This is a genomic window from Nonomuraea sp. NPDC005730 (assembly GCF_040630865.1).
In the GTDB taxonomy this organism is placed as follows: Bacteria; Actinomycetota; Actinomycetes; order Streptosporangiales; family Streptosporangiaceae; genus Nonomuraea.
Genome location: NZ_JBEXYK010000017.1, coordinates 31,946 through 52,912, shown reverse-complemented (window position 1 = coordinate 52,912; position 20,967 = coordinate 31,946). Strand labels below are relative to the sequence as shown.

The following is a 20,967-nucleotide window of genomic DNA, read 5'->3' as shown; positions in this document are numbered from 1 at the left end:
CCGCGCTCGGGCGCTTTCGAGACGGGCCTCCCCGGCACCCTTGACGCTCATGACGACCAACGCCCCGGCCCCCTGCCTCACCCTGACCAGCCCGGCCGACATCCTGGCCGCCGTCCCCTACCTGGTCGGCTTCCACCCTCACGACAGCCTGGTCGTGATCGGCCTCCACCGCGGCCAGGCCAAGGTGGCCGCGCGGTGGGACCTCCCGTTCCCCCGGGGCACCCTCGACCCCCTCCCCGGCCTCCTCTCCCGTGAAGGCGTCACCGAGCTGGTCATCGTCGGCTACGGCAGCGGCGACACGGTCACGCCCGCCGTCGACGAGGCCAGGCTGCTGGCCGCCGCGTCGGAGATCCGCGTGGGCGAGGCGCTCCGCGCCCACGAAGGCCGCTACTGGTCCTACGTCTGCGACCTACCCCGCTGCTGCCCGCCCGAAGGCACCCCCTACGACCCGACCACCAGCCAGATCGCCGCCGAGGCCACGGTTCGCGGCCTGGTCGCCCTCCCCGACCGCCGCAGTCTCGAACGCACGATCGCCCCCGCCGCCGGCCCGGTCCGCATGGCGATGCGCCAGGCCACCGCCGCCGCCGTCGCCGAGGTGCGAGCCCGCCTGACGGCCGCCCCCGACCTGGACACCTTCGCCCGCGGCTACGTCGCCGAGGCGCTCGCCGAAGTCCGCGCGACCCTGACCGCCCACACCGGCGGCGTTCGCCTCGACGACATCGCAGCCGCCCGGCTGGGCCTGGCCCTGACCGTGATCAGAGTCCGCGACGAAGCCTGGACCATGATGCGCGAGGCCCACCTGCCTCTGTGGAAAGACCTCACCCGCCGCCTGGAGCCCCGTTTCGTCCCGCCGGCCGCCTCCCTGCTGGCCATGGCGGCCTGGCGCGCGGGCGACAACATCCTGGCCACCATCGCCCTCGAACGCGCCCTCACCACCGACCCCCACTACTCGATGGCCAACCTCCTGATGCACGCCCTGCAGAGCCTGCTCTCACCCGCCGTCGTCCGAGACCGCCTGCCCACCCCCGCCGAGCTCGACACCGCCATGGGCCCGGCGAACGGCGGCTGGCTGATCCCCATGCTCGGCCTGCTCGACGACGCCCCGTCCCCGCCGGGGCCCGACCGGCACCCGGAGGCGGGTGGGAGCGCATGAAGAAAGGGTGCCGGTGGCCTCCACCAGCACCCTTCCCGCCAGAACTACAGGCCGCCTTCTTCGCGCCGCCGGCGCTCGTTGTACGCCCGCATCCGAGGGGGATAGCCCGTCAGCTGCACGTCGTACACCGGTAACGCCAGATCTCGGGCCACCTTGTGGATCACCGCGGGCGACCCGACCCTGCGCCTGGTCCACTCGCCGTCGTCGGCCACCGCCACAGCGGTCGTGTCGGTGGCGAACGTCTCAGGCTCGACGTAGAACTCGACGCCACGCCGCGAACGTGCGAAGGCGATGAGCGCTTCGATGTCGGCATCGGTCGCCTCGCGGTCGAACCGCGCGATCTTCTGCCCGCGCAGCCGACGGATACCGTAGCGGTCTCGCCATCTCATGGATCCTTTTTATACCGTCCGGAGCGCCGGTGTCGGGGATGATCTCGGGGACAGCTCGGGGTTTCTCCCGATGGCACGTCCGGCTCCGAGGACGCAGTATGAAGGTTGACTGCCGATTCCAAGGAGAGGCATGACCATCATGGCTGGGGTACCCAAGACCCCCGGGCCGGGACAGGTGCCGCCAGCTCATCTGCGCGTCACCCACCAGGACCGAGAGCACGTCGTCGAGCACGTCAAGGCCGCCTACGCGGAGGGCCGGTTCGACAAGCTGGAGTTCGACGACCGGCTGGAGCGTGCGATGACCGCGCGTACCCACGGCGACCTGTTGCCCATCATGAACGAGCTGTACGGGGCGATGGCGGTGCCGAGATTCGCGCCGCCGATGCCTCGGCCGGTCCGTCCGGAGCGGGCTCCGGAGAGCAACGAACGCGTCCAGGCCGCCTTCGGCCACCTGCTGATGGCCATCGGGATCCCGGTGGTGGGCCCGTTGATCCTGCTGCTCACGGCGGCCAAGACCTCTCCGTACCTGCGGCGGCAGGCGCTGGAGGCCCTGAACTTCCAGCTCACCGTGGTGGGGGCCACCTGCATCCTGCCGCTCACCGTCATCGGCATCGTGCTGCTGCCGGTGATCTGGGTCGGCGCCGTCGTCCTGGGCATCGTCGGTGGCATCTCGGCCCTGGCGGAGAGCAGCTTCCGCTACCCGCTGACGGTCCGGCTGGTCAAGTAACGCCTCTCGGCAGCACGCGGGGGAGCCAGCTCTCGGCGGAACGGCGGCGTGCGCACGGGCTGGGGGCAAGTGCGACGCGCGGCTGGAGCCACCGAACGGACGCGCGGACTGCAGATGCGGGGGCCTCGCGGATAGCGGATGTCGGGGGGATATCCGGGAGGCTGGATCAGGACCAAGAGGTGTCGGGGGCCGGGGAACTCAGATCGGGCCCGAAGGATGTCGGGGGACGTCCGGGAATGGCGGAGGGCCGGGGGAGGCCGCGCGGCACCGCGACCGAGGGACGTTGGGGGACGTCCGGGGGCATCGGGGGCGTCCCCGGGATATCGGGAGCCGGGGGGCGGGGTCGAGGGATCACGGGATCAGAACCGCATCGGGGTGTCCGGGGATGCCGAGGGTCCGGAGGATTTCGGGTCGGGGGCCCGAGGTATCGGAACCGCGGTTCGGGATCGTGATCGAGGAGACGTCCGGGGAGTGGTCCCGAGGGATGTCGGGGACGTCCGGGAACGGTGGGGATCCGGATCGGGGCCTGCGGTATCGGGACCGAGGGACGTTGGGGGATGTCCGGGGATTTCGGGGGACGTCTTCGGGGTGTCGGGGTCCGGAGGATTTCGGGTCGGGGGCCGGAGGCATCGGAACCGCGGTTCGGGACCGTGATTGAGGAGACGTCCGGGGAGTGGTCCCGAGGGATCACGGGATCAGAACCGCCGCCAGAGCCAGGTCGCGGGCACGCAGCGAGCCGCCGGTCTGGCCGAAGACGGTGAGGATCTGCTGGTAGTCGGGATGATCGAAGCCGACCAGCGGCGGCGCGTCCGGTTCGGCCGGAGCAGGGTCCGCTTCAGCGAGGGACAGGAGCGTCTTGCGGCTGGTCCGCAGATGCTCGGCCTCCTGGCTGAGTTCACTGAGCGCGCGGTCAGGGAGTCGATGTCGGTCTGGGGCTGCTCGATCTGGCGGGTCAGGGCCTGTTCGCGGGTGTAGTGGTACGTCGCGCCCTTGGGCGGCAGATCGTGCGGGAGACAGTCCCATTGGACGCCGGTTCGTCCCTGGTAGCGGAACGCGTTGGCGATCTCCCGCAGCGCATGGTTGCCTTCGTGGCCGCTGACCGAGGGGTGCGCGGCCTTCCATGCCGTGAGGACCGGTTCGATCAACGCCCACTGAGCGTCGGTTAAGTCGCTCGGGTACGGCTTGCGCTCAGTCGCCGCGCCATCCCAGCACAACTGGACCCGCAGACCGGCGGTACCACTACAAATCCACACGATCACATGACGGCATCACGGATGGAGGCTCACGTAGGCACTCTCAGGGGCTCTAGGGCGGCCAGGACGAGGTCGAGGCCGAAGGTGAACTCCTCCGCCGGGTCGTAGCCGGCAGCGGCGAGCACCGCGGCGGACTCGTTGAGGTAGGGGAACTCGTCAGGAGGAAGCTGGGGCAGGAAGACGTCCTCGGTCATGTCCGCGAACTCATCGGCGGTGTCGAACGGCAGGCTGGCTTCCTGCAGGGCGAAACCGTATACATAGCTGTCGAGCAACCAGTTGGCGTGCGTCGCCATCAAGACCGGGAAGCCGGCCCTCCGCAGGCAGGCGGTGACCGCTTCGCGGTGGCGGAGGTTCGCCGGCCCCGGCGATGTCCGCGACTCCATCAGGCTGATCGCCCACGGGTGGCGTGCGAGAACCTGTCGGGTGGATACCGCCCGACATCGCATCGCTGACTGCCAGTCGGTCTCTTCGGGCGGGAGCTCGATCTCCTCGAACACGACGTCGATCATGGCGTCCAGCAACTCTTCCTTGTTCGCCACGTAGTAGTAGAGCGACATCGCGCCCGCGCCGAGCGCGCCGGCCAGCCGGCGCATGCTCAGCCCGTCGACCCCCTCGCGGTCGGCGAGCCGGACCGCCTCGACCACCACCCGTTGCTTGCTCAGCGCCGCGTCTGACGCCGCCTGGCGTTGTTCCCTCGCAGACACGGGTCTCCTCTCGCTCGCTCGAGCGGCTTGACAATCGTCCAGCGCACGGCCATGGTACAGCGTACTACTCGTAGTACGCTGTACGACGTACGGTGTACGAAATCGCCGGAGTCGTAGCTCGGACGTGAGGAGGCTTCTGTGGGAATCGAACAGCGATCAAGTGCCGGAGCACGCCTGGTGCCGGGGGCGAGTCCGGCCGGGGCGACGACGATGCAGGCCGCCGACCAGCACCGTTACGGCCTGCCCTCAGCGCTCGAGTCGTTGGTCCGGGCTACCGCTGCCCGGTCGAGGCGATGTGCTCGTCCAGGTGAGCGCGGCCTCGGTACATCCCTGCCGCCAGTCCGGCGGAGGGACCGCTCCTGTCGAAAGAAGAACCGATGACCATCCGAACGAGAACCCCGAACCTGCTCGACAGCCGGTCGGTCCCCGTGCACGCCAAGCTCGCCGCCGCATGGACCAGCTTCATGTTCCTCTACATCTACGTCGACTACTTCCACCTCCACAAGCCCGGCGTCATCGACAACCTCCGTGCCGGCGTCGTCTTCGAGTTCGACACCAGCCCGACGTTGTTGACCATGATGCTCGCGTCCGTGGCGATCCCGGCCCTGATGGTGATGCTCTCCATGACGCTGCCCGCCCGGGTGAACCGCGCCACGAACCTCGTCGTTGCATCGCTCTACATCCCCTACTCGGTGTTCAACGCGGTAGGGGAGTCCTGGGAATGGGCCCCCTTCTACGGCCTCTCCATCGGAATCGAGGTGCTGCTCCTGGCCTTCATCCTGCGCTCCGCCCGGACATGGCCTCGAACCCCCGCCGTCCCGGCCGGTCCCGCGACGACCGACCTTCGACAGTAGGTGTCCGTGTAAAGCCCTACGGCGTGACGCCCGCCGCCGCGGACACCGGGCTGACCGTGACCAGCTCGGTCGCGGTATGCGCAGAGAACCTGCTCACGAGCGGTCCGGTGTCCGCGCCGGCCGCGCCCGTAGGCCGGACGCCGGCTGACCGACCAGCAGACCTCATCCAACCAACCGCAACGACGAAGGGGGCATTAGCTCGCTTAACGCACTCTGAGAACTGACCCGGGGGATCGGGACTGGGCTGTCCGGGGTCAGGTGCGGGGCATTTGTGGGAATTCGTGGGGGCGGTGCTGGGGGAGGGTCCGCCCCGCCCCCGGGTGACGAACGAGCGAGACGGGGCCGAGGAGAGACCGGAGGCGGTCAGCGGGCCAGGACTTCGTAGCGGACGGTCATCACGCCCGCGCCCAGGCTGCCGATCGCGTCGAACGCGGCCGTGGAGAGGTCGAGGCACCGGCCGCCCACGTACGGGCCGCGGTCGTTGATGCGTACGGTGACCGACGAGCCGTTACGCGGGTTGGTGACGCGGACGCGGCTGCCCAGCGGGAGGGTCTTGTGAGCGGCGGTCATGGCGGAGGGGTTGAAGCGTTCGCCACTGGCCGTCATCTGGGGCTCGCCGTAGTACGAGGCGCCACAGGTCCCGGAGGACAGGACGCGGACCTTCGGCTTCGTGGCCCGGAGCTTGACCGGCTTGACGGTCTTGGCCGTCTTCTTCGCCGTACCGGACGCTGTCGTGTCCGATGCCGCCGTGTCGGACGCGGCTGTGTCGGATGCCGACGTTTCGGTGGCGTCGGGCCGGGCGGCGGTGGGGGCCTTCGGCGCGGGGGTGGCGCCGTGCGGGGAGTTCGGGACGCCCTTCGCGCTCGGCCCCGAAGCGGTGGAGGTCGAGGCGCTGGGGCTCGAAGCCGTGGGAGCCGGGGTGGTGGTCCTGGCCTGGGAGACGTTGGCCGCGACCGGCGGGTTGGGGGTGCCGGTGGAGGTGGTCGCCGTGGCGGCGTCCTTGGCGGCGGTGGTGCCGGGGGCGTCGTTGCCGACGGCGGCCCAGGCGGTGGTCGATGCGGCGGCCACTACGGCGGCCCCAGCGGCGATGGCGGTCCAGCGGCGCTTGCCCGAGGAGAGCTTGCGGTCGTTGGGGGACGATTTGTGGGAGTGCTGGCCCAAGGTAAACCACGGTCCTAGCTAGGGGACAGGAAGGGGAAAGGCCAGGTCAAGGGGGGTGGGAGGCGTGTGACGGCCTGTCCGCCCGCAAGGGATGGGGCATCCGGCGGGCGAGGACGAACATATGCGACAAACAGCAGGTAAAGACAACTTAATGCGACATACAGTGACATATATCACTTAAGGGCGCAAGAGGCCCAGAACGCCGAGCGTACGCCGAGGATCTTGGGGTTTCCGAAGAACGACAGAACTCGTCTAAGGCCATGCCTCAGGCCAATCCGACCTCAGACCGCGAACGGGCCCAACCTGACCCAAGGCTGCGATCGCAACGCCAGGCAAACCCCTCGCCTACCTCAGCGTGCCGTCCCCGCTCCGGACGTACAGCCCGGCAAGCGGGGGTCAGAGCATGAGGGAGCGGACGGTGGCTACGGTGTCGGCGTCCTCGGGGCGTTTGTCCGGGCGGTAGCGCAGCACCCGGGCGAAGCGCAGCGCCATCCCGCCGGGGTAGCGCGGCGAACGCTGCACGCCGTCGAAGGCGATCTCCACGACCAGTTCGGGCCGCAGCTTGACCGCCCATTCGTCGGTGGGACCGTCGGCGAGTTCGAGGAAGCGTTCGGTCTGCCAGGCCAGCAGCTCGTCGGTGAGCCCCTTGAACGTCTTGCCGAGCATGACGAACCCGCCCTCGGGGTCGCGCGCGCCCAGGTGGAGGTTGGACAGCTTGCCCTCGCGCCGGCCGTGGCCCCACTCGGCCGCCAGGACCACCAGGTCGAGCGTGTGCCGGGGCTTGACCTTGATCCAGCCAGCGCCGCGCCGGCCGGCCGCGTACGGGGAGGACAGGGACTTCACCACCAGGCCCTCGTGGCCCGCCTTGACCACGTCGGTGAAGAACTTCTCCGCCTCGGCCACGTCGGCGGTGATCAGCCGCGGCGTCAGCAGGCCGGGCGGGACGGCGCGGGCCAGGGCCTCCTGGCGCTGCGAGTACGGCAGGTCGAGCAGGTCGGCGCCGTCGGCGCGCAGCGCGTCGAAGAAGAACACGCTGAGCGGGGTCTGCTCGCGCAGCCTGGCGACGTCGGTCTTGCTGGAGACGCGGCTCGCGGTCACCTGGAACGGGTGGGGACGCCCGTCCGGCCGCAGCGCGAGGACCTCGCCGTCGAGCACCAGGTCGGCGGAGTCGAGGCCGAGCACCGCCTCGACCAGCTCGGGCACCTGCGGGGTGATGTCGTCGAGGGTACGGGTGAAGACCCGCACCTGCGTGCCCGAGCGGTGGGCCTGCACGCGTACGCCGTCGAGCTTCCACTCCAGGGACGCGGGCGAGCCGGCCTTGTCCAGCGCGGCGGCCACGTTGGGCGCGCTGCCGGCGAGCATGGGGGAGACCGGCCGCCCCACCTCCAGCTTGAACGCGTGCAGCGCCGCCACGCCGCCCGTCAGGGCCGCCGCGCCCACGGCGGGCAGCCAGCCGCGCAGGGTGAGCGCCCGCCGCACGTCGGCCGACGGCGCGCCGGACGCCTTGGCCAGCGCTTCGATCATCACGCCGTCGAGGGCGCCCTGGCGCAGCTCGCCGTTGAGCAGCCTGCGCATGAACTGCTGCTCCTGGCTGGTCAGCCCGGCGAACAGCTCGGCGACCAGCGCCCTGCGCGCCGCCTGCGAGCCGGGGCCGGAGACGGCCTTGATCCGGGTCAGCAGCGCGTCGACGGCTGTGAGGGTGGCGGTGGCGGCGAGTTTGGGCTGCGGGACGTCCTCCAGCGAGCGCCAGCCCACGCCGATCTGGCGTTGCGGCAGGTCGCCCGACAGGTAGGCGATGGCGATCTCCGCCTCGTCCGGGCCGACCCGGGCGAGCAGCTCGGCCAGATGCCCGACCTTGCCCAGCCGTGCGGAGGTGCGCGTCACCGCGTCGGAGGTCCGGACCACGTCGATCAGAAGCACACCGCTATCGTGCCTCACCACGCCGACATTTCCCCACCCGATATGTCCCGGGTTTTCCAAAGCAGGGGTAGCCGGGCGGGCCGCCGTCGGCGGCCCGCCCGTTCCCGATCTAGCTGACGCCGAGCAGGTCGACCACGAAGATCAGCGTCTCGCCGCCCTTGATGCGCGGCGGCGCGCCGCGGTCGCCGTAACCGAGGTGCGGCGGGATGACGAGCTTGCGACGGCCGCCGACCTTCATCCCGGCGACCCCGCGGTCCCAGCCCGCGATGACGCGGCCGCCCCCGAGCGGGAACTCGAACGCCTGGCCGCGGTTCCACGACGCGTCGAACTCCTCCCCGGACGAGAACGAGACACCCACGTAGTGGACGCTGACGTTGTGGCCCGGCTTGGCCTCGGGGCCAGTGCCTTCGACGAGGTCGACGATCTCCAGGTCGGCGGGCGGGTTGCCCTCGGGGAAGTCGATCTCGGGCTTCTCGAGTGCCACGAAAGTGCTCCTGTTGACGGTGACAATAACCCGACGACTCTATGCCGTCGGGGTACGGCCGTCGTTCATGGCCGCCCTTTCTCCCGGCGCCGGGCCGCTCGGCGGGCGCGTCGCCGGGGTCATCGGCGCCGGAAGGTCACCAGCTCTGGTGGAGCGGCATGCCCTCCGCGTAACCGGAGGAGCTCTGGATGCCGACGACGGCCTGCTGGTGGAACTCCTCCAGGTTGGCCGCGCCCGCGTACGTGCACGACGACCGCAGGCCCGCGACGATCCCGTCGATCTGGTCCTCCACGCTGGGCCGCTTGGGGTCGAGGTACATGCGCGAGGTCGAGATGCCCTCCTCGAACAGCGCCTTCCTGGCCCGGTCGTAGGCGGAGTCCTCGGCCGTCCTGAGCCGTACGGCCCGGGAGGAGGCCATGCCGAAGTTCTCCTTGTACTTGCGCCCGTCGGCGTCGGTACGGGCGTCGCCGGGCGACTCGTACGTGCCGGCGAACCACGAGCCGATCATCACGTTGGACGCCCCGGCCGCCAGCGCCAGGGCCACGTCGCGGGGGTGCCGGACGCCGCCGTCCGCCCAGACGTGCCTGCCGAGCCGGCGGGCCTCGGTCGAGCATTCGAGCACCGCCGAGAACTGCGGACGCCCGACGCCGGTCATCATCCGCGTGGTGCACATGGCGCCCGGCCCCACGCCGACCTTGAGGATGTCGGCCCCCGCCTCGACCAGGTCGCGCACGCCCTCGGCGGTCACCACGTTGCCCGCCGCGACCGGCACGCCGGGGTCGAGCGCCCGGACGGCGCGCAGGGCGGCGATCATCTTCTCCTGGTGGCCGTGGGCGGTGTCCACGACCAGGCAGTCGGCCCCGGCCTCCAGCAGCTCCTTGGCCTTGGCGGCGACGTCGCCGTTCACGCCGACGGCCGCGGCGACGCGCAGGCGGCCCTGGGCGTCGAGCGCGGGCTGGTAGAGCGTGGCCCGCAGCGCGCCCGTACGGGTGAGGATGCCGACCAGCCGGCCCTCGTCGTCCACGATGGGCGCGAGGCGGTGGCGGCCCTCGTGCAGGCGGTCGAAGGCGGCGCGCGGGTCGAGCCCGGCGGGCAGCGTCAGCAGCTCGCTCGACATGACCTCCGACAGCTGCGTGTACATGTCCACGCCCTGGCAGTCGGCCTCGGTCACCACGCCGACGGGCCGGTTGTCCCAGTCGACGACGATGACCGCGTTGTGGGCGCGCTTGGGCAGCAGTTGCAGCGCCTCGCCCACGGTGTCGTGCGGTGTGAGGGTGAGCGGCGTGTCGTGGACCAGGTCGCGCTTCTTGACCCAGTCGACCACGTCGGCGACGACGTCGAGGGGGATGTCCTGGGGGATCACGGTGATCCCGCCGCGGCGGGCCACGGTCTCGGCCATGCGGCGGCCGGCGACCGCGGTCATGTTGGCGACGACGACGGGGATCGTGGTTCCTGTGCCGTCGTTCGTGGAGAGGTCGACCGCGAGCCGCGATCCGACCGAGGAGCGCGACGGCACCATGAACACGTCGCTGTAAGTCAAATCGTAACGAGGCTCTTGGTCGTTGAGAAACTTCACGTTCATCCATCTTATGGGGTGACAGGGCTAACAAGGGGTTTCCCCCGTTCTCCGGGGCTTATGATCGGCCGGGGACACATTTGGGGGAGGTATGTCGTGGACATCGTCGAACGGGCCGAGCTGACCGTCGTGGGCTTCGCCGTACGCACGACGAACGCCGACGAGGCGGATCCGGCCCGGGCCGCGCTGCCCGCGCTGTGGCAGCGGGCGGGCGCACCGGGGGCCTTCGCGCACGTGCCGGGCCGCATCGACGAGAACCTCTACGCGGTGCTGACCGACTACGAGAGCGACCACACCGGCGCCTACACGCAGATCGTCGGCATCGGCGTGCGCACGGTGCCGCGCCTGCCCGAGGGCATGGTGGCGGTGCGCGTGCCGGCCGCCAAGTCGATCAGGCTGGAGGCCCGCGGCCAGCTGCCGCAGGCGCTGATCGAGGCGTGGCAGCAGGTGTGGCGGCACACCGAGTCGGGTGGCCAGCCCTCCCGCGCCTTCACCACGGACCTGGAGGTCCATCACTTCGAGGGCGCTGACCTCTACGTGGCCGTCTAGGCCGCAGGAGTCACAGGCCGAGCGCCTCGGCCGCCGCCTCGACCGCCGTCGGCTTGACCTCCTCCAGGGGGAGGCCGGCGTACTCGACCGTGCAGTCGGCCATGCCGCCGAGCGCCAGCGTGGCGCGGATCTGCTGGGCCTGCGTGAGGTCGGGGCCGAGCAGCAGGGCGATCAGCTCGCGCCGCCATTCGAACATGCGCTGACCCAGGTCGAGGTAGGCCAGGATCGAGATGTCGCGCACCATCATCCCGGTCACGTCGCGGTGGCGCCACATGAGCTCGAAGTAGTCGTCGAGCAGCGCGCGCGGGTCGCCGGGCCGCTGCCTTGCGGTGAAGCGCTCGAAGTCCTCCACCAGCGGCTGCACGATGCTGCGCACCAGGTCGTCGCGCGAGGCGAAGTGGTAGTAGAGCGCGGGCTTGGTGATGCCCAGCCGGTCGGAGATCTGGCGCAGGCTGGTGTTCTGCACGCCCTGCTCGGCGAACAGCTCGCGGGCCACCGCCTGGATACGGGACTTGGTGTCACTGGGCATGCCTGAAGTTTATCCCTTACCTACCGTTAAGTAAGGACGCGTGCTAGCGTGGACTTACCAACCGTTAAGTAAGGAGGCGGCCATGAAGGTCCTCGTCTCGGGCGCCAGCGTCACCGGGCCGGTGCTGGCGTACTGGCTGACCAGGTACGGCTTCGAGGTCACGGTCGTCGAACGGGCCCCGGCGCTCAGGAGGTCGGGCGGCCACGCGGTGGACCTGTTCCGGCCCGCCATGGACATCGTCGAGAAGATGGGGCTCCTGGAGCCGGTCACGGCGAGGAGGACCGGCACCGACTGGCTCACCGTCCACCGCGCGGGCCGGGCGCGGCCCGTGCGGCTGGAACTGCGCCGCGTCCTCACCGCCGTCTCCGACCGGCACGTCGAGATCATGCGCGACGACCTGAGCGAGGTCCTCTACGAGGCCACCCGGCACGACGCCGCCTACGTCTTCGGCGACTCCATCGCCTCGATCTCCGAGGACGGCGAGGTGCGCTTCGACAGCGGCCGGCAGGACCGCTTCGACCTGGTGATCGGCGCCGACGGACTGCACTCCAACGTGCGCCGCCTGACCTTCGGCCCCGAGGAGCGCTTCACCACCTGGATCGGCGCGTACCTCGCCGTCGCCTCCGTGCCCGACTTCATGGGCCTCGACGGCCGGATGGAGGCCATGGCGGGCGAGGGCTACATGGCCGCCGTCTACAGCGCCGCGCACATGGACGACGCGCGGGCCGGATTCCTGTTCAGGACGCCGGAGCCGCTCGACTACCACCATCGGGACGTGGCCCGGCAGAAGGAACTGCTGCGCGAGCGGTTCGGCGGCCTCGGCTGGCAGGTCCCCAGGATCCTGGACGAGGTGGACCGCACGTCCGTCTTCTACTTCGACTCCATCACCCAGCTCAGGCTCGACTCCTGGTCACGCGGCCGGGTGACGCTGGCCGGCGACGCCGGTTACTGCCCGGGGCCGGCCGTGGGCGGCAGCACGAGCCTGGCGGTCGTGGGGGCGTACGTGCTGGCGGGCGAGCTGGCCGCGCACGGCGGCGACCACCGCACGGCCTACCCCGCCTACGAGGCCGAGATCGGCGAGTACGTGCGCCGCAGCCGCGCCTTCGCCCGCCGCGCGGCCAGGGGGATCGTCCCGGGGAGCCGCTTCGACGTGTGGGCGCTGGCCCAGGGCATCCGGCTGGTCAACCACGTGCCGGTCGCCCTGACCAGGGCCGCGACCAAGATCAGTAGCAAGGGGGTGCGCCTGCACGACTCGATCCGTCTCAAGGACTACGCCGCCCACGCGCGACCGGCGACGCCGTCCCGCCCCTGACGAGGGCTCAGGCCAGCACGCCCTGCTCCCGCAACTTCTCCGCCTCCGCCGCCGGCAGCCCCCACGCGGACAGGTCCGCGAGGCGGGTGGCGGGCGACAGGTCCGGGGCCGGCACGCCGAGCAGGCGCGGCGCGGGCACCGGGTGCGTCACGCCGCCGACCTCGGCGAACGTGCCCCGGGCGACGTTGTGCGGGTGCCGCGCGGCCTCGGCCATGGAAAGGACGGGCGAGACGCAGGCGTCCGAGCCCTCGAACAGGGCCTCCCACTCGGCACGGGTGCGCCTGGCGAACTCCTCGGCCAGCCGGGCCTTGAGCGCGGGCCACTGCGTCCTGTCGTTCCGGTCGGGCAGGCCGGTCAGGCCCATCAGGTTCACCATGGCGTCCCAGAACTGCGGTTCGAGCGAGCCGACGGCCAGGAAGCCGCCGTCGGCGGTCTCGTAGGTGTCGTACTGGGGGGCGCCGGTGTCGAGCAGGTTGGTGCCGCGCGGGCCCCAGAAGCCGCTCTGCGCGGCCTGGTAGAACATCGAGAACAGCAGGGCGGCGCCGTCCACCATGGCGGCGTCGATCACCCGGCCCTTGCCGGTGCGCTCGCGTTCGAACAGGGCCAGCAGCACGCCGTAGGCGAGCATGAGGCCGCCGCCGGCGAAGTCGCCGAGGATGTTGATCGGCGGGGTCGGCTTGCCGTCCTCGCGGCCGAGCATCGACAGCACGCCGGAGATCGCGATGTAGTCGATGTCGTGGCCCGCGGTGGGCGCGAGCGGGCCGTCCTGGCCCCAGCCGGTCATCCGGCCGTAGATCAGCCGCTCGTTCACCGCGTGCAGGTCTGCGGGGCCGATGCCGAGCCGTTCGGCGACGCCGGGGCGGAAGACCTCGATCACCGCGTCGGCGTTGCGGGCCAGCTCCTTGAAGGCGGCCACGCCCTCGGGCGACTTCAGGTCCAGGCCGATCGTCCGCTTGCCGCGGTCCATGACGTCCGTACGAGGTCTGTCGGAGACGGCCTTCACCCGGTCGACCCGCAACACCTCCGCGCCGTGGTCGGCCAGCATCATCCCGGCGAACGGCCCCGGGGCCAGCCCGGCGAGCTCCAGCACGCGCACTCCGGCCAGCGGGCCGCCACTACCCTTCGACATGGACATCTCCTCGACAGTTGCGCCGGCAAACGCTTGGCTTCACGGCTCCGAACCTGCCTCAGTAGAACAACATTCGGCAAGTCGTGGCAAGCGGCCTTTTGCGTCCTTCCCGCGAACTCGTGGGAGGTATGGGAAACTTGCCCACTGTTCGGGTGGTCTACAGATCGCCGGCGTCAAGCGGCTGTCTGCAGCAGGCGCTCGCGCCGCTACAGGGGTAGGACATGGTTTCGGAGAGCAACGGGCTTGTCGCCAGGCGCTACCAGTTACTGCGCGAACTGGGCCGCGGGGGTATGGGCGTCGTCTGGGAGGGCTACGACACGCTGCTCAACCGGCAGGTGGCCATCAAGGAAGTGCTGCTGCCCGAGGGGCTGTCGCCGGGCGAGCAGGAGCGCCACCTCATGCGCACCGCCCGCGAGGCCCGTACGGCGGCCAAGCTCAACCACCCCTCCGTGGTCGCGGTCTACGACGTGGTCGAGGAGGGCGGCCGGCCCTGGATCGTCATGGAGCTGGTCGCGCACCCCTCGCTCGAAGAGGTGGTGGCCACCTCGGGGGCCCTGCCCGTACGGCAGGCGGCCGACGTGGGCCGCCAGGTGCTGTCGGCGCTCAAGGCCGCCCACCAGGCCGGGATCCTGCACAGAGACGTCAAGCCCGCCAACATCCTGCTCGCCGACGACGGCCGCGTGGTGCTGATGGACTTCGGCATCGCCACGGTCGAGGGCGACGCCTCGCTGACCAGGACGGGCATGGTGACCGGCTCGCCCAGCTTCCTGGCCCCCGAACGGGTGCGCGCGGACGAGGCCGGACCGCCCTCCGACCTGTGGTCGCTCGGCGCGACGCTGTTCGCCGCGATGGTCGGCCGCTCGCCCTTCGACCGCGGCGAGGCCATGGCGACGATCAACGCGCTGCTCAACGAGGAGCCCGACTACCGGCGCATCCCGCCGGTCATGCATCCGATCCTGAAGGGCCTGCTGCGCAAGGAGCCCGCCGACCGGGTGGACGCCGAGGAGGCCGACCGGCTGCTCGCGGCCATCGAGGTGGCGGCCAAGCCGGCCTACACCGACCTGCCGGAGAAGAAGCCGGGCAGCGGGCGCGGGCGGGCCGTGCTGGCCGTGGCCGCCGCCGCCGTGGTGGTCGTCGCGGGCGGCGCGGTCGCCTACTTCAAGCTCGCCACGCCCGCCGAGGGCGCCCCGCGCACCGCCCAGCCGGCCGCCGCGGCCAGCCCGCTGAGCCCGTCCCCCTCGCAGCAGCCCACGACGAGCCGGACGCCGTCGGCGACCCCCACGCCGACCGTGCGGCGGGTGCGCCCGGTGGTACGCGCGTGGACCTCGCGGGACGGCTGGTCGATCCTGCGCCCGATCGGCTGGCGGGGCGCGCTGGGCGAGTCCGCCACCGAGTGGACGCGCCGCGACGGCAACGCCCACCTCGGCGTCCAGGCCCTGTTCTCCAGCCTCGACGCCAACCAGATCCTGCGTGACTCGGAGGAGACGCTGCGGCAGGAGGGCCAGGAGGTGATCAGCCGCGGCCGCCGCGTGGTCGACCACCGGGGCGTCAGGGCGGTCGAGTGGGAGTTCTCCTGGACCGCCGCCAGCGCCGCCGGCACGCACTGGATCAGGCCGGGCATGACCTACCACGAGGTGCGCCGCGCGGTGGTGTCCGGCGAGACGGCCTACATCCTGTCCTGGACGGTCGCCCAGGACCAGTGGCTGCGCAACAGGGGACTGATGCGACAGGTGATCGACAGCTTTACGGTGAAGGCATGAGCCCCTGGAACCTGCTCGCCCTGCCGCCGCTCCCCGAGGAGGCGACGCGCGGCCTGCTCGCCCCGCTCGGCGACCGGGTGACGGTCCGCGTGCCCGCCACCCGTGACCGGGCCGGGCTGCTGGCCGCGCTGCCCGAGGCCGAGATCGTGCTCGGCGACTGGACCTCCACGCTCGTGCTCGACGCCGAGGCGGTCAAGCACGCGCCCGCGCTGGCCTTCGTGCAGCAGCCCTCCGTGGGCGTCGACGGCCACGACCTGGCCGCCCTGGCCGAGGCCGGGGTGCCGCTGGCCAACACGCCGGGCGTCAGCGCCGTCGCGGTGTCGGAGTGGTGCCTGGCCGCCACGCTGTCGCTGTCGCGCCGGCTGGGGGCCGCCGACGCCGCCGTGCGCGCGGGGGAGTGGCCGCAGCAGGGCCTGCGCCCGCGCGAGCTGAGCGGCCGCCGGGTCGGCGTCGTCGGGTACGGCCCGATCGGCGAGAACTGCGTGCGCCTGTTCGGCGCCCTGGGCTGCGAGGTCTCCTACTGGACCAGGTCCCCGCGGCAGGCACCCGGCCGCGCCGACCTGGAGACGCTGGTGGCCGCCAGCGACGTGCTGGTCGTGGTGATCGCGCTGTCGGAGGAGACCCGCGGGCTGATCGACCCGCGCCGCATGAAGCGGGGCGCGCTGCTGGTCAACGCGGCCAGGGGCGGCGTCGTCGACCAGGCGGCGCTGGTCGCTGCGCTGCGCGACGGGCACCTCGGCGGGGCCGCGCTCGACGTGTTCGACACCGAGCCGCTGCCCGCCGGCGATCCGCTGCGCGATCTGCCGGACGTGCTGCTGTCGCCGCACGCCGCCGGGGTGACGCCCGAAGCGACGACGCGCCTGCTCACGGCCACGCTGGACAACCTCACCGCGGCACTGGAGGGACGAGAGGTGCGTGCCGTGCTCAACGGGGTCTCACCCCTGGTTCGCAGGAGATTTCCGCATTTGCCTGCCACATAGGCGTTTCACCTGGCACGATGAACAGTTTTCGTGTCTTTAACGACCCCGGTCTGTTCGAGCCGGGCTGCGGGAGATACGGTCTTACGGACGATCTCTACCAGCTCAAGGGGGTGCTTCCGTGACGACGACGATGTCGACACACCAACGGGCAGTAGAGCAGATCCGGCAGTCCTACGCCGAGATCCCCGGCGACGCCGCTCCCCGGTTGGCCAAGTCCACGTCCAACCTGTTCAGGTTCCGTGACGGAGGCAGGACGGCCAAGCTGTCGGCCAGAGACCTCGACGAGGTCATCAGCGTCGACCCGGCGACGATGACGGCCGAGGTCCAGGGCATGACCACGTACGAGCACCTCGTCGAGGCCACGTTGCCGCACGGGCTCATGCCGTACGTGGTGCCGCAGCTCAAGACGATCACGCTCGGCGGCGCCGTGACCGGCCTCGGCATCGAGTCGACCAGCTTCAGGGACGGCCTCCCGCACGAGTCGGTGGAGGAACTGGAGATCCTCACCGGCGACGGCCACATCATCGTGGCCCGCGACGACAACGAGCACCAGGATCTGTTCCGCGCCTTCCCCAACTCCTACGGGACGCTCGGCTACGCCCTGCGCATCCGGATCAAGCTCCGCAAGGTCCAGCCGTACGTGCACCTGACGCACATCAGGTTCACCGACGCGGCCAAGTGCATGCTGGCCATGCAGGAGATCTGCGACAGCATGGTGCACGACGGCGAGCAGGTCGACTTCGTGGACGGCGTCTTCTTCGACCCGGAGGAGATGTACATCACGCTGGGCCGCTTCGCCGACCGCGCGCCCTACGTCTCCGACTACACCGGCATGCGCATCTACTACCAGTCGATCAGGCAGCGCAGCCGCGACTGGCTGAGCATCCACGACTACCTGTGGCGCTGGGACACCGACTGGTTCTGGTGCTCGCGGGCGTTCGGCGTGCAGCAGCCGGTGGTCCGCTCGCTGATGCCGCGCCGCTGGATGCGCTCCGACGTCTACCGCAGACTCGTCGCCCTCGACCGGCGGACCGGCCTGACCGCCCGCATCGACCGGTGGCGCGACCAGCCCGTCCAGGAGTCGGTCATCCAGGACGTCGAGGTGCCGATCGAGCGCGGCGCGCAGTTCCTGGAGTTCTTCCACGACAAGGTGGGCATGACCCCCGTCTGGATGTGCCCGCTGCGGGCGAGCTCCCAGTGGCCGCTGTACCCGCTGGAGCCGGGCAAGCTCTACGTCAACTTCGGCTTCTGGGGCATGGTCCCGCTGCCGCGCGGCCAGTTCGACGGCTACTACAACAAGCTCATCGAGGACTCGGTACACGAGCTGGACGGCCACAAGTCGCTCTACTCGACCTCCTTCTACGCCCGTGAGCAGTTCTGGGAGCTGTACAACGGTGATGCTTATTGGCCGGTCAAGCGGGAATACGACCCGAACGGTCGCCTGCTGGACCTGTACGAAAAGTGTGTACGGGGAAGGTGAGCATGGCTCTCGCAAGCATCTTTGAGAAGATCGTCGGCTCTGAAGCGAACATCTCGTTCATGGCCTACGACGGCAGCAAGGCCGGTCCCGACGGCGCCGACCTCGGTCTTGAGGTCAAGTCGCCCATCGCGGTGGCCTACCTGGCGCAGGCCCCCGGGGAACTGGGCCTGGCCAGGGCGTACATCTCGGGCCACATCGACGTGCACGGCGACCTGTACACCCTGCTCGACCGCATGTGGAACATCACCACCAACGACCTGACCGCGGGCGAGAAGCTCGCCGCCGTACGGTCGCTGGGCGTCAAGCCGTTGCTCATGCGGGTGCCGCCGCCCCCGCAGGAGGTGCGCCAGAGCGCCCTGGCCCGGCTCGGCTCGCGGCACGCCAAGCAGCGTGACGCCGAGGCGATCCACCACCACTACGACGTGTCCAACCGGTTCTACCGGTGGGTGCTGGGGCCGTCCATGGCCTACACGTGCGCGACCTTCCCCGAGGAGGACGCGACGCTGGAGGAGGCCCAGTACACCAAGTTCGACCTGGTGGCCAGGAAGCTCGACCTCAAGCCGGGCATGCGCCTGCTCGACGTCGGCTGCGGCTGGGGCGGCATGGTCATCCACGCCGCCAAGCACTACGGCGTCAAGGCGCTGGGCGTGACGCTGAGCCGCCAGCAGGCCGAGTGGGCCCAGAAGGCGATCGCCGACGCGGGCCTCCAGGACCTCGCCGAAGTGCGCTTCATGGACTACCGCGACGTGCGGGAGACCGGCTTCGACGCGGTCAGCTCCATCGGCCTGACCGAGCACATCGGCAAGGACAACGTCCCGTCGTACTTCGAGTTCCTCTACGGCAAGCTCAAGCCCGGCGGCCGGCTGCTCAACCACTGCATCACCCGCCCGACGGGCAAGGAGAAGACGTTCAACAAGGGCGGCTTCATCAACCGCTACGTCTTCCCCGACGGCGAGCTGGAGTCCGTGGGCTGGCTGGTCAGGCAGATGGAGGACATCGGCTTCGAGATCCGCCACGAGGAGAACCTGCGCGAGCACTACGCCAAGACCCTGCGCCACTGGTGCGACAACCTCGACGCCAACTGGGACGAGGCCGTCCAGGAGGTCGGGATGGGCACGGCCAGGGTGTGGGCCCTGTACATGGCGGGCTGCATCGTGGGCTTCGAGCGCAACAAGGTCCAGCTGCACCAGGTGCTGGGCGTCAAGCTCGACGACGACGGCCGGTCCGGCGTGCAGCTGCGCCCGGCGGTCAGCTGGCCGTGACGGGCGGGAGAGGGCCCGCCGCCCTCTCCCCACGGCTCACCCCGCCACGCCGAAGGGGTTGTCGATGACGTACCGCCAGCGGCCGTCCTGGCCGCGGCGGGCGACGTCGGTGGCGGTGCCCTCGATGTGCACCGGCTGCCCGTCGTGGCCGGTGCCGTCGATGACCCAGTCGACGATCAGCAGCGCCAGGTCGCCGGTCGCGTAGACGTGCCGCGGCCGGACCACGATCGGCAGCCCGAGCGCCTGGAACCGTTCGTTGGCGGCGCGGGCCGCCGCGCCGGTCAGGCCGGTCCCCGGCTCGGGGACGAACACGGCCCCGCTCTCGTACACCTCCGCCAGGGCCGCCGGGTCGCCCGTGTTGAACCGCTCGGCGAACACCGCGGGCACGTCCTCGGGGCGTTCGGCAAGTAGCCTCGTCATCGTCGCACGTCCTCTCGCAATCAGGTCTCAGGTGGACGCGGCACACGTTAGGAGGCGCTCTCGTGACTTCCCAAACGGTTGGTCACCCGGGCCTGCCGGACGATCCTCGCGCCGAGGTCGCCGCGCCGAGCCCGTCCTGTCCGGTGGAGATCACCCTCGCGGCCCTGCACGGCCGCTGGACGACCCTGGTGGTCCGTGAGCTCCTGCACGGCGAGCGCACCTTCAGCGAGCTGCGCCGGGCCCTGCCCGCGCTGTCGGACAAGGTGTTGTCCGAGCGGCTGGCCCACCTGACGGGCGCGGGCGTGCTCGACCGCCGCCGGGAATCCGGCTGGCCGCCGCGGGTCCACTACGCGCTCACCCCGCGCGGCCGCCGCCTCGGCCCGGTGCTCCAGGCGCTCTGGGACTGGGGCGCCGAGACCCCCTGACGGACGCGCCCGCCCCCGGGCGGGACGCCCGCCACGCTCGCGGCTTGTCCGGGGTCAGAGGTGGCCCACTGCGGCGACGGGCGCGCGGGTGTGCGGGCACGACCACGTCGCGACGCCGTCCACCACCGTCGCGGCCAGCGGGTGGGTGCCGGGATGCTCGGGGCACTCCGGCCACACCGCGGGCAGCCCCTGCCCCCACAGCGCCTCGACCGCCCACTCCTGCGCCTGGTCGGCCAGGTCGGCCACCTGCTCGGCCGGGCCGCCGCCGACGTCGAGGCGCAGACCCACGCCGCTGCCGTCGGGCGCGAACAGCATGAGCACCCGCTCGCCGCCCCACAGCGGCGTCTCCTCCCGCAGGTCCGGGCGCACCCCGCAGGTGGCGCGCAGGTCGCGCAGCACGGGCAGCAGCGCGTCGGGGATCGGCTCGTCCACATCCCGGATCCTAGACGTCCACCGGCCGGGTCCCTGAACGGCGCTTGGCATCGCCCGGCGTAGCGTGGTGTCACGGTCGAGGGAGGGACGGACGGTGACGGCTGGGAACAAGGTTCGGGTGCGCCGGGTCTACGAGGAGCCCGCGCCGGACGACGGCGCCAGGGTGCTGGTCGACCGGCTGTGGCCGCGCGGGCTGGCCAAGGCCGACGCCCACCTCGACGAATGGTGCAAACAGGTCGCTCCCTCCACCGAGCTGCGCACCTGGTACCGGCACGACCCCGACCGGTTCGCGGAGTTCGGCCACCGCTACCGGGACGAGCTGGCCGAGCCGGAGCGGGCCGAGGCGGTGGCGCACCTGCGCGAGCTCGCCGGGCAGGGCCCGCTGACCCTGCTCACCGCCACCAAGCAGCCCGAGATCAGCGAGGCCGCGGTGCTCGCCGAACTGCTCGGCGCCTGACCACAGGGAAC

General features: G+C 71.1%; 22 protein-coding genes. 11 read left to right on the top strand and 11 right to left on the bottom strand.

Annotated features, from left to right (window positions below; all coding sequences use genetic code 11):
• The first annotated feature begins 49 nt into the window (after nt 1–49).
• On the top strand, nt 50–1,153 hold the full coding sequence (locus ABZ444_RS21555) for a DUF4192 domain-containing protein (protein WP_357999538.1): 1,104 nt from the start codon (nt 50–52) through the stop codon (nt 1,151–1,153).
• 44 nt (nt 1,154–1,197) lie between these two features.
• Here the strand turns inward: ABZ444_RS21555 and ABZ444_RS21550 are convergent, their stop codons facing one another.
• Nucleotides 1,198–1,542, bottom strand: coding sequence for a hypothetical protein (locus ABZ444_RS21550; protein WP_357999535.1), 345 nt, complete (start codon nt 1,540–1,542; stop codon nt 1,198–1,200).
• A gap of 130 nt (nt 1,543–1,672) precedes the next feature.
• Here ABZ444_RS21550 and ABZ444_RS21545 point away from each other — a divergent pair, with 130 nt between their 5' ends.
• Nucleotides 1,673–2,269, top strand: a complete 597-nt coding sequence (locus ABZ444_RS21545) for a DUF1707 and DUF4870 domain-containing protein (protein ID WP_357999532.1) — start codon at nt 1,673–1,675, stop codon at nt 2,267–2,269.
• Nucleotides 2,270–2,964: 695 nt separating this feature from the next.
• On the opposite strand, the gene ABZ444_RS21540 is transcribed toward ABZ444_RS21545, so the two are convergent.
• Both ABZ444_RS21540 and ABZ444_RS21535 read right to left on the bottom strand, forming a co-directional pair.
• Nucleotides 2,965–3,528 carry a transposase gene (locus tag ABZ444_RS21540; protein WP_357999529.1) on the bottom strand — a complete coding sequence of 188 codons (564 nt, stop codon included), beginning with the start codon at nt 3,526–3,528 and terminating at the stop codon, nt 2,965–2,967.
• A 23-nt stretch (nt 3,529–3,551) separates the two neighbouring features.
• Nucleotides 3,552–4,169, bottom strand: a complete 618-nt coding sequence (locus tag ABZ444_RS21535) for a TetR/AcrR family transcriptional regulator C-terminal domain-containing protein (RefSeq protein ID WP_357999526.1) — start codon at nt 4,167–4,169, stop codon at nt 3,552–3,554.
• Nucleotides 4,170–4,603: 434 nt separating this feature from the next.
• On the opposite strand from ABZ444_RS21535, the gene ABZ444_RS21530 reads away from it, so the two are divergent.
• On the top strand, nt 4,604–5,080 hold the full coding sequence (locus tag ABZ444_RS21530; RefSeq protein ID WP_357999523.1) for a DUF6326 family protein: 477 nt from the start codon (nt 4,604–4,606) through the stop codon (nt 5,078–5,080).
• Nucleotides 5,081–5,443: 363 nt separating this feature from the next.
• Here the strand turns inward: ABZ444_RS21530 and ABZ444_RS21525 are convergent, their stop codons facing one another.
• The 4 genes from ABZ444_RS21525 to ABZ444_RS21510 all read right to left on the bottom strand — a co-directional run bounded on the left by ABZ444_RS21525 (nt 5,444) and on the right by ABZ444_RS21510 (nt 10,221).
• Entirely contained in the window at nt 5,444–6,241 is a 798-nt protein-coding gene (locus ABZ444_RS21525; RefSeq protein ID WP_357999520.1) for a septal ring lytic transglycosylase RlpA family protein, read from the bottom strand.
• A gap of 396 nt (nt 6,242–6,637) precedes the next feature.
• A complete protein-coding gene (locus tag ABZ444_RS21520) occupies nt 6,638–8,161 on the bottom strand; it encodes an ATP-dependent DNA ligase (RefSeq protein WP_357999517.1) in 1,524 nt (507 codons plus the stop codon).
• Between the two features lie 109 nt (nt 8,162–8,270).
• A complete protein-coding gene (locus ABZ444_RS21515; RefSeq protein WP_352357863.1) occupies nt 8,271–8,645 on the bottom strand; it encodes an FKBP-type peptidyl-prolyl cis-trans isomerase in 375 nt (124 codons plus the stop codon).
• 136 nt (nt 8,646–8,781) lie between these two features.
• The gene (locus tag ABZ444_RS21510; protein WP_357999514.1) at nt 8,782–10,221 is read right to left on the bottom strand and encodes a GuaB1 family IMP dehydrogenase-related protein; all 1,440 of its coding nucleotides are present in this window, start codon (nt 10,219–10,221) and stop codon (nt 8,782–8,784) included.
• Between the two features lie 96 nt (nt 10,222–10,317).
• Between ABZ444_RS21510 and ABZ444_RS21505 the strand changes: the two genes are divergently transcribed.
• A complete protein-coding gene (locus tag ABZ444_RS21505; RefSeq protein ID WP_357965819.1) occupies nt 10,318–10,770 on the top strand; it encodes an effector binding domain-containing protein in 453 nt (150 codons plus the stop codon).
• Nucleotides 10,771–10,780: 10 nt separating this feature from the next.
• On the opposite strand, the gene ABZ444_RS21500 is transcribed toward ABZ444_RS21505, so the two are convergent.
• The gene (locus ABZ444_RS21500) at nt 10,781–11,299 is read right to left on the bottom strand and encodes a helix-turn-helix domain-containing protein (RefSeq protein WP_357999511.1); all 519 of its coding nucleotides are present in this window, start codon (nt 11,297–11,299) and stop codon (nt 10,781–10,783) included.
• 82 nt (nt 11,300–11,381) lie between these two features.
• Between ABZ444_RS21500 and ABZ444_RS21495 the strand changes: the two genes are divergently transcribed.
• Nucleotides 11,382–12,611: an FAD-dependent monooxygenase gene (locus tag ABZ444_RS21495; protein WP_357999508.1), complete on the top strand. Its 1,230-nt coding sequence runs from the start codon at nt 11,382–11,384 to the stop codon at nt 12,609–12,611.
• A 7-nt stretch (nt 12,612–12,618) separates the two neighbouring features.
• On the opposite strand, the gene ABZ444_RS21490 is transcribed toward ABZ444_RS21495, so the two are convergent.
• On the bottom strand, nt 12,619–13,740 hold the full coding sequence (locus ABZ444_RS21490) for a CaiB/BaiF CoA-transferase family protein (RefSeq protein ID WP_357999505.1): 1,122 nt from the start codon (nt 13,738–13,740) through the stop codon (nt 12,619–12,621).
• 221 nt (nt 13,741–13,961) lie between these two features.
• Between ABZ444_RS21490 and ABZ444_RS21485 the strand changes: the two genes are divergently transcribed.
• From ABZ444_RS21485 to ABZ444_RS21470, 4 genes are all read left to right on the top strand, one after another.
• The gene (locus ABZ444_RS21485) at nt 13,962–15,500 is read left to right on the top strand and encodes a serine/threonine-protein kinase (RefSeq protein WP_357999502.1); all 1,539 of its coding nucleotides are present in this window, start codon (nt 13,962–13,964) and stop codon (nt 15,498–15,500) included.
• The gene (locus tag ABZ444_RS21480; protein ID WP_357999499.1) at nt 15,497–16,480 is read left to right on the top strand and encodes a 2-hydroxyacid dehydrogenase; all 984 of its coding nucleotides are present in this window, start codon (nt 15,497–15,499) and stop codon (nt 16,478–16,480) included. The genes ABZ444_RS21485 and ABZ444_RS21480 overlap by 4 nt, the downstream gene beginning before the upstream one ends.
• Nucleotides 16,481–16,610: 130 nt before the next feature.
• The gene (locus tag ABZ444_RS21475) at nt 16,611–17,960 is read left to right on the top strand and encodes an FAD-binding oxidoreductase (protein WP_357999765.1); all 1,350 of its coding nucleotides are present in this window, start codon (nt 16,611–16,613) and stop codon (nt 17,958–17,960) included.
• Between the two features lie 2 nt (nt 17,961–17,962).
• Entirely contained in the window at nt 17,963–19,222 is a 1,260-nt protein-coding gene (locus tag ABZ444_RS21470; protein ID WP_357999496.1) for a cyclopropane-fatty-acyl-phospholipid synthase family protein, read from the top strand.
• Between the two features lie 36 nt (nt 19,223–19,258).
• Here ABZ444_RS21470 and ABZ444_RS21465 read toward each other — a convergent pair whose 3' ends face one another.
• Entirely contained in the window at nt 19,259–19,642 is a 384-nt protein-coding gene (locus ABZ444_RS21465; RefSeq protein WP_357999493.1) for a DUF4440 domain-containing protein, read from the bottom strand.
• A 62-nt stretch (nt 19,643–19,704) separates the two neighbouring features.
• On the opposite strand from ABZ444_RS21465, the gene ABZ444_RS21460 reads away from it, so the two are divergent.
• Nucleotides 19,705–20,067 (top strand): helix-turn-helix domain-containing protein, encoded by a 363-nt coding sequence (locus tag ABZ444_RS21460; RefSeq protein WP_357965800.1) that lies wholly within the window; start codon nt 19,705–19,707, stop codon nt 20,065–20,067.
• Between the two features lie 54 nt (nt 20,068–20,121).
• On the opposite strand, the gene ABZ444_RS21455 is transcribed toward ABZ444_RS21460, so the two are convergent.
• The gene (locus ABZ444_RS21455) at nt 20,122–20,499 is read right to left on the bottom strand and encodes a hypothetical protein (protein WP_357999490.1); all 378 of its coding nucleotides are present in this window, start codon (nt 20,497–20,499) and stop codon (nt 20,122–20,124) included.
• A gap of 94 nt (nt 20,500–20,593) precedes the next feature.
• On the opposite strand from ABZ444_RS21455, the gene ABZ444_RS21450 reads away from it, so the two are divergent.
• Nucleotides 20,594–20,956 carry a DUF488 family protein gene (locus ABZ444_RS21450; protein ID WP_357999487.1) on the top strand — a complete coding sequence of 121 codons (363 nt, stop codon included), beginning with the start codon at nt 20,594–20,596 and terminating at the stop codon, nt 20,954–20,956.
• Nucleotides 20,957–20,967: the final 11 nt, after the last annotated feature.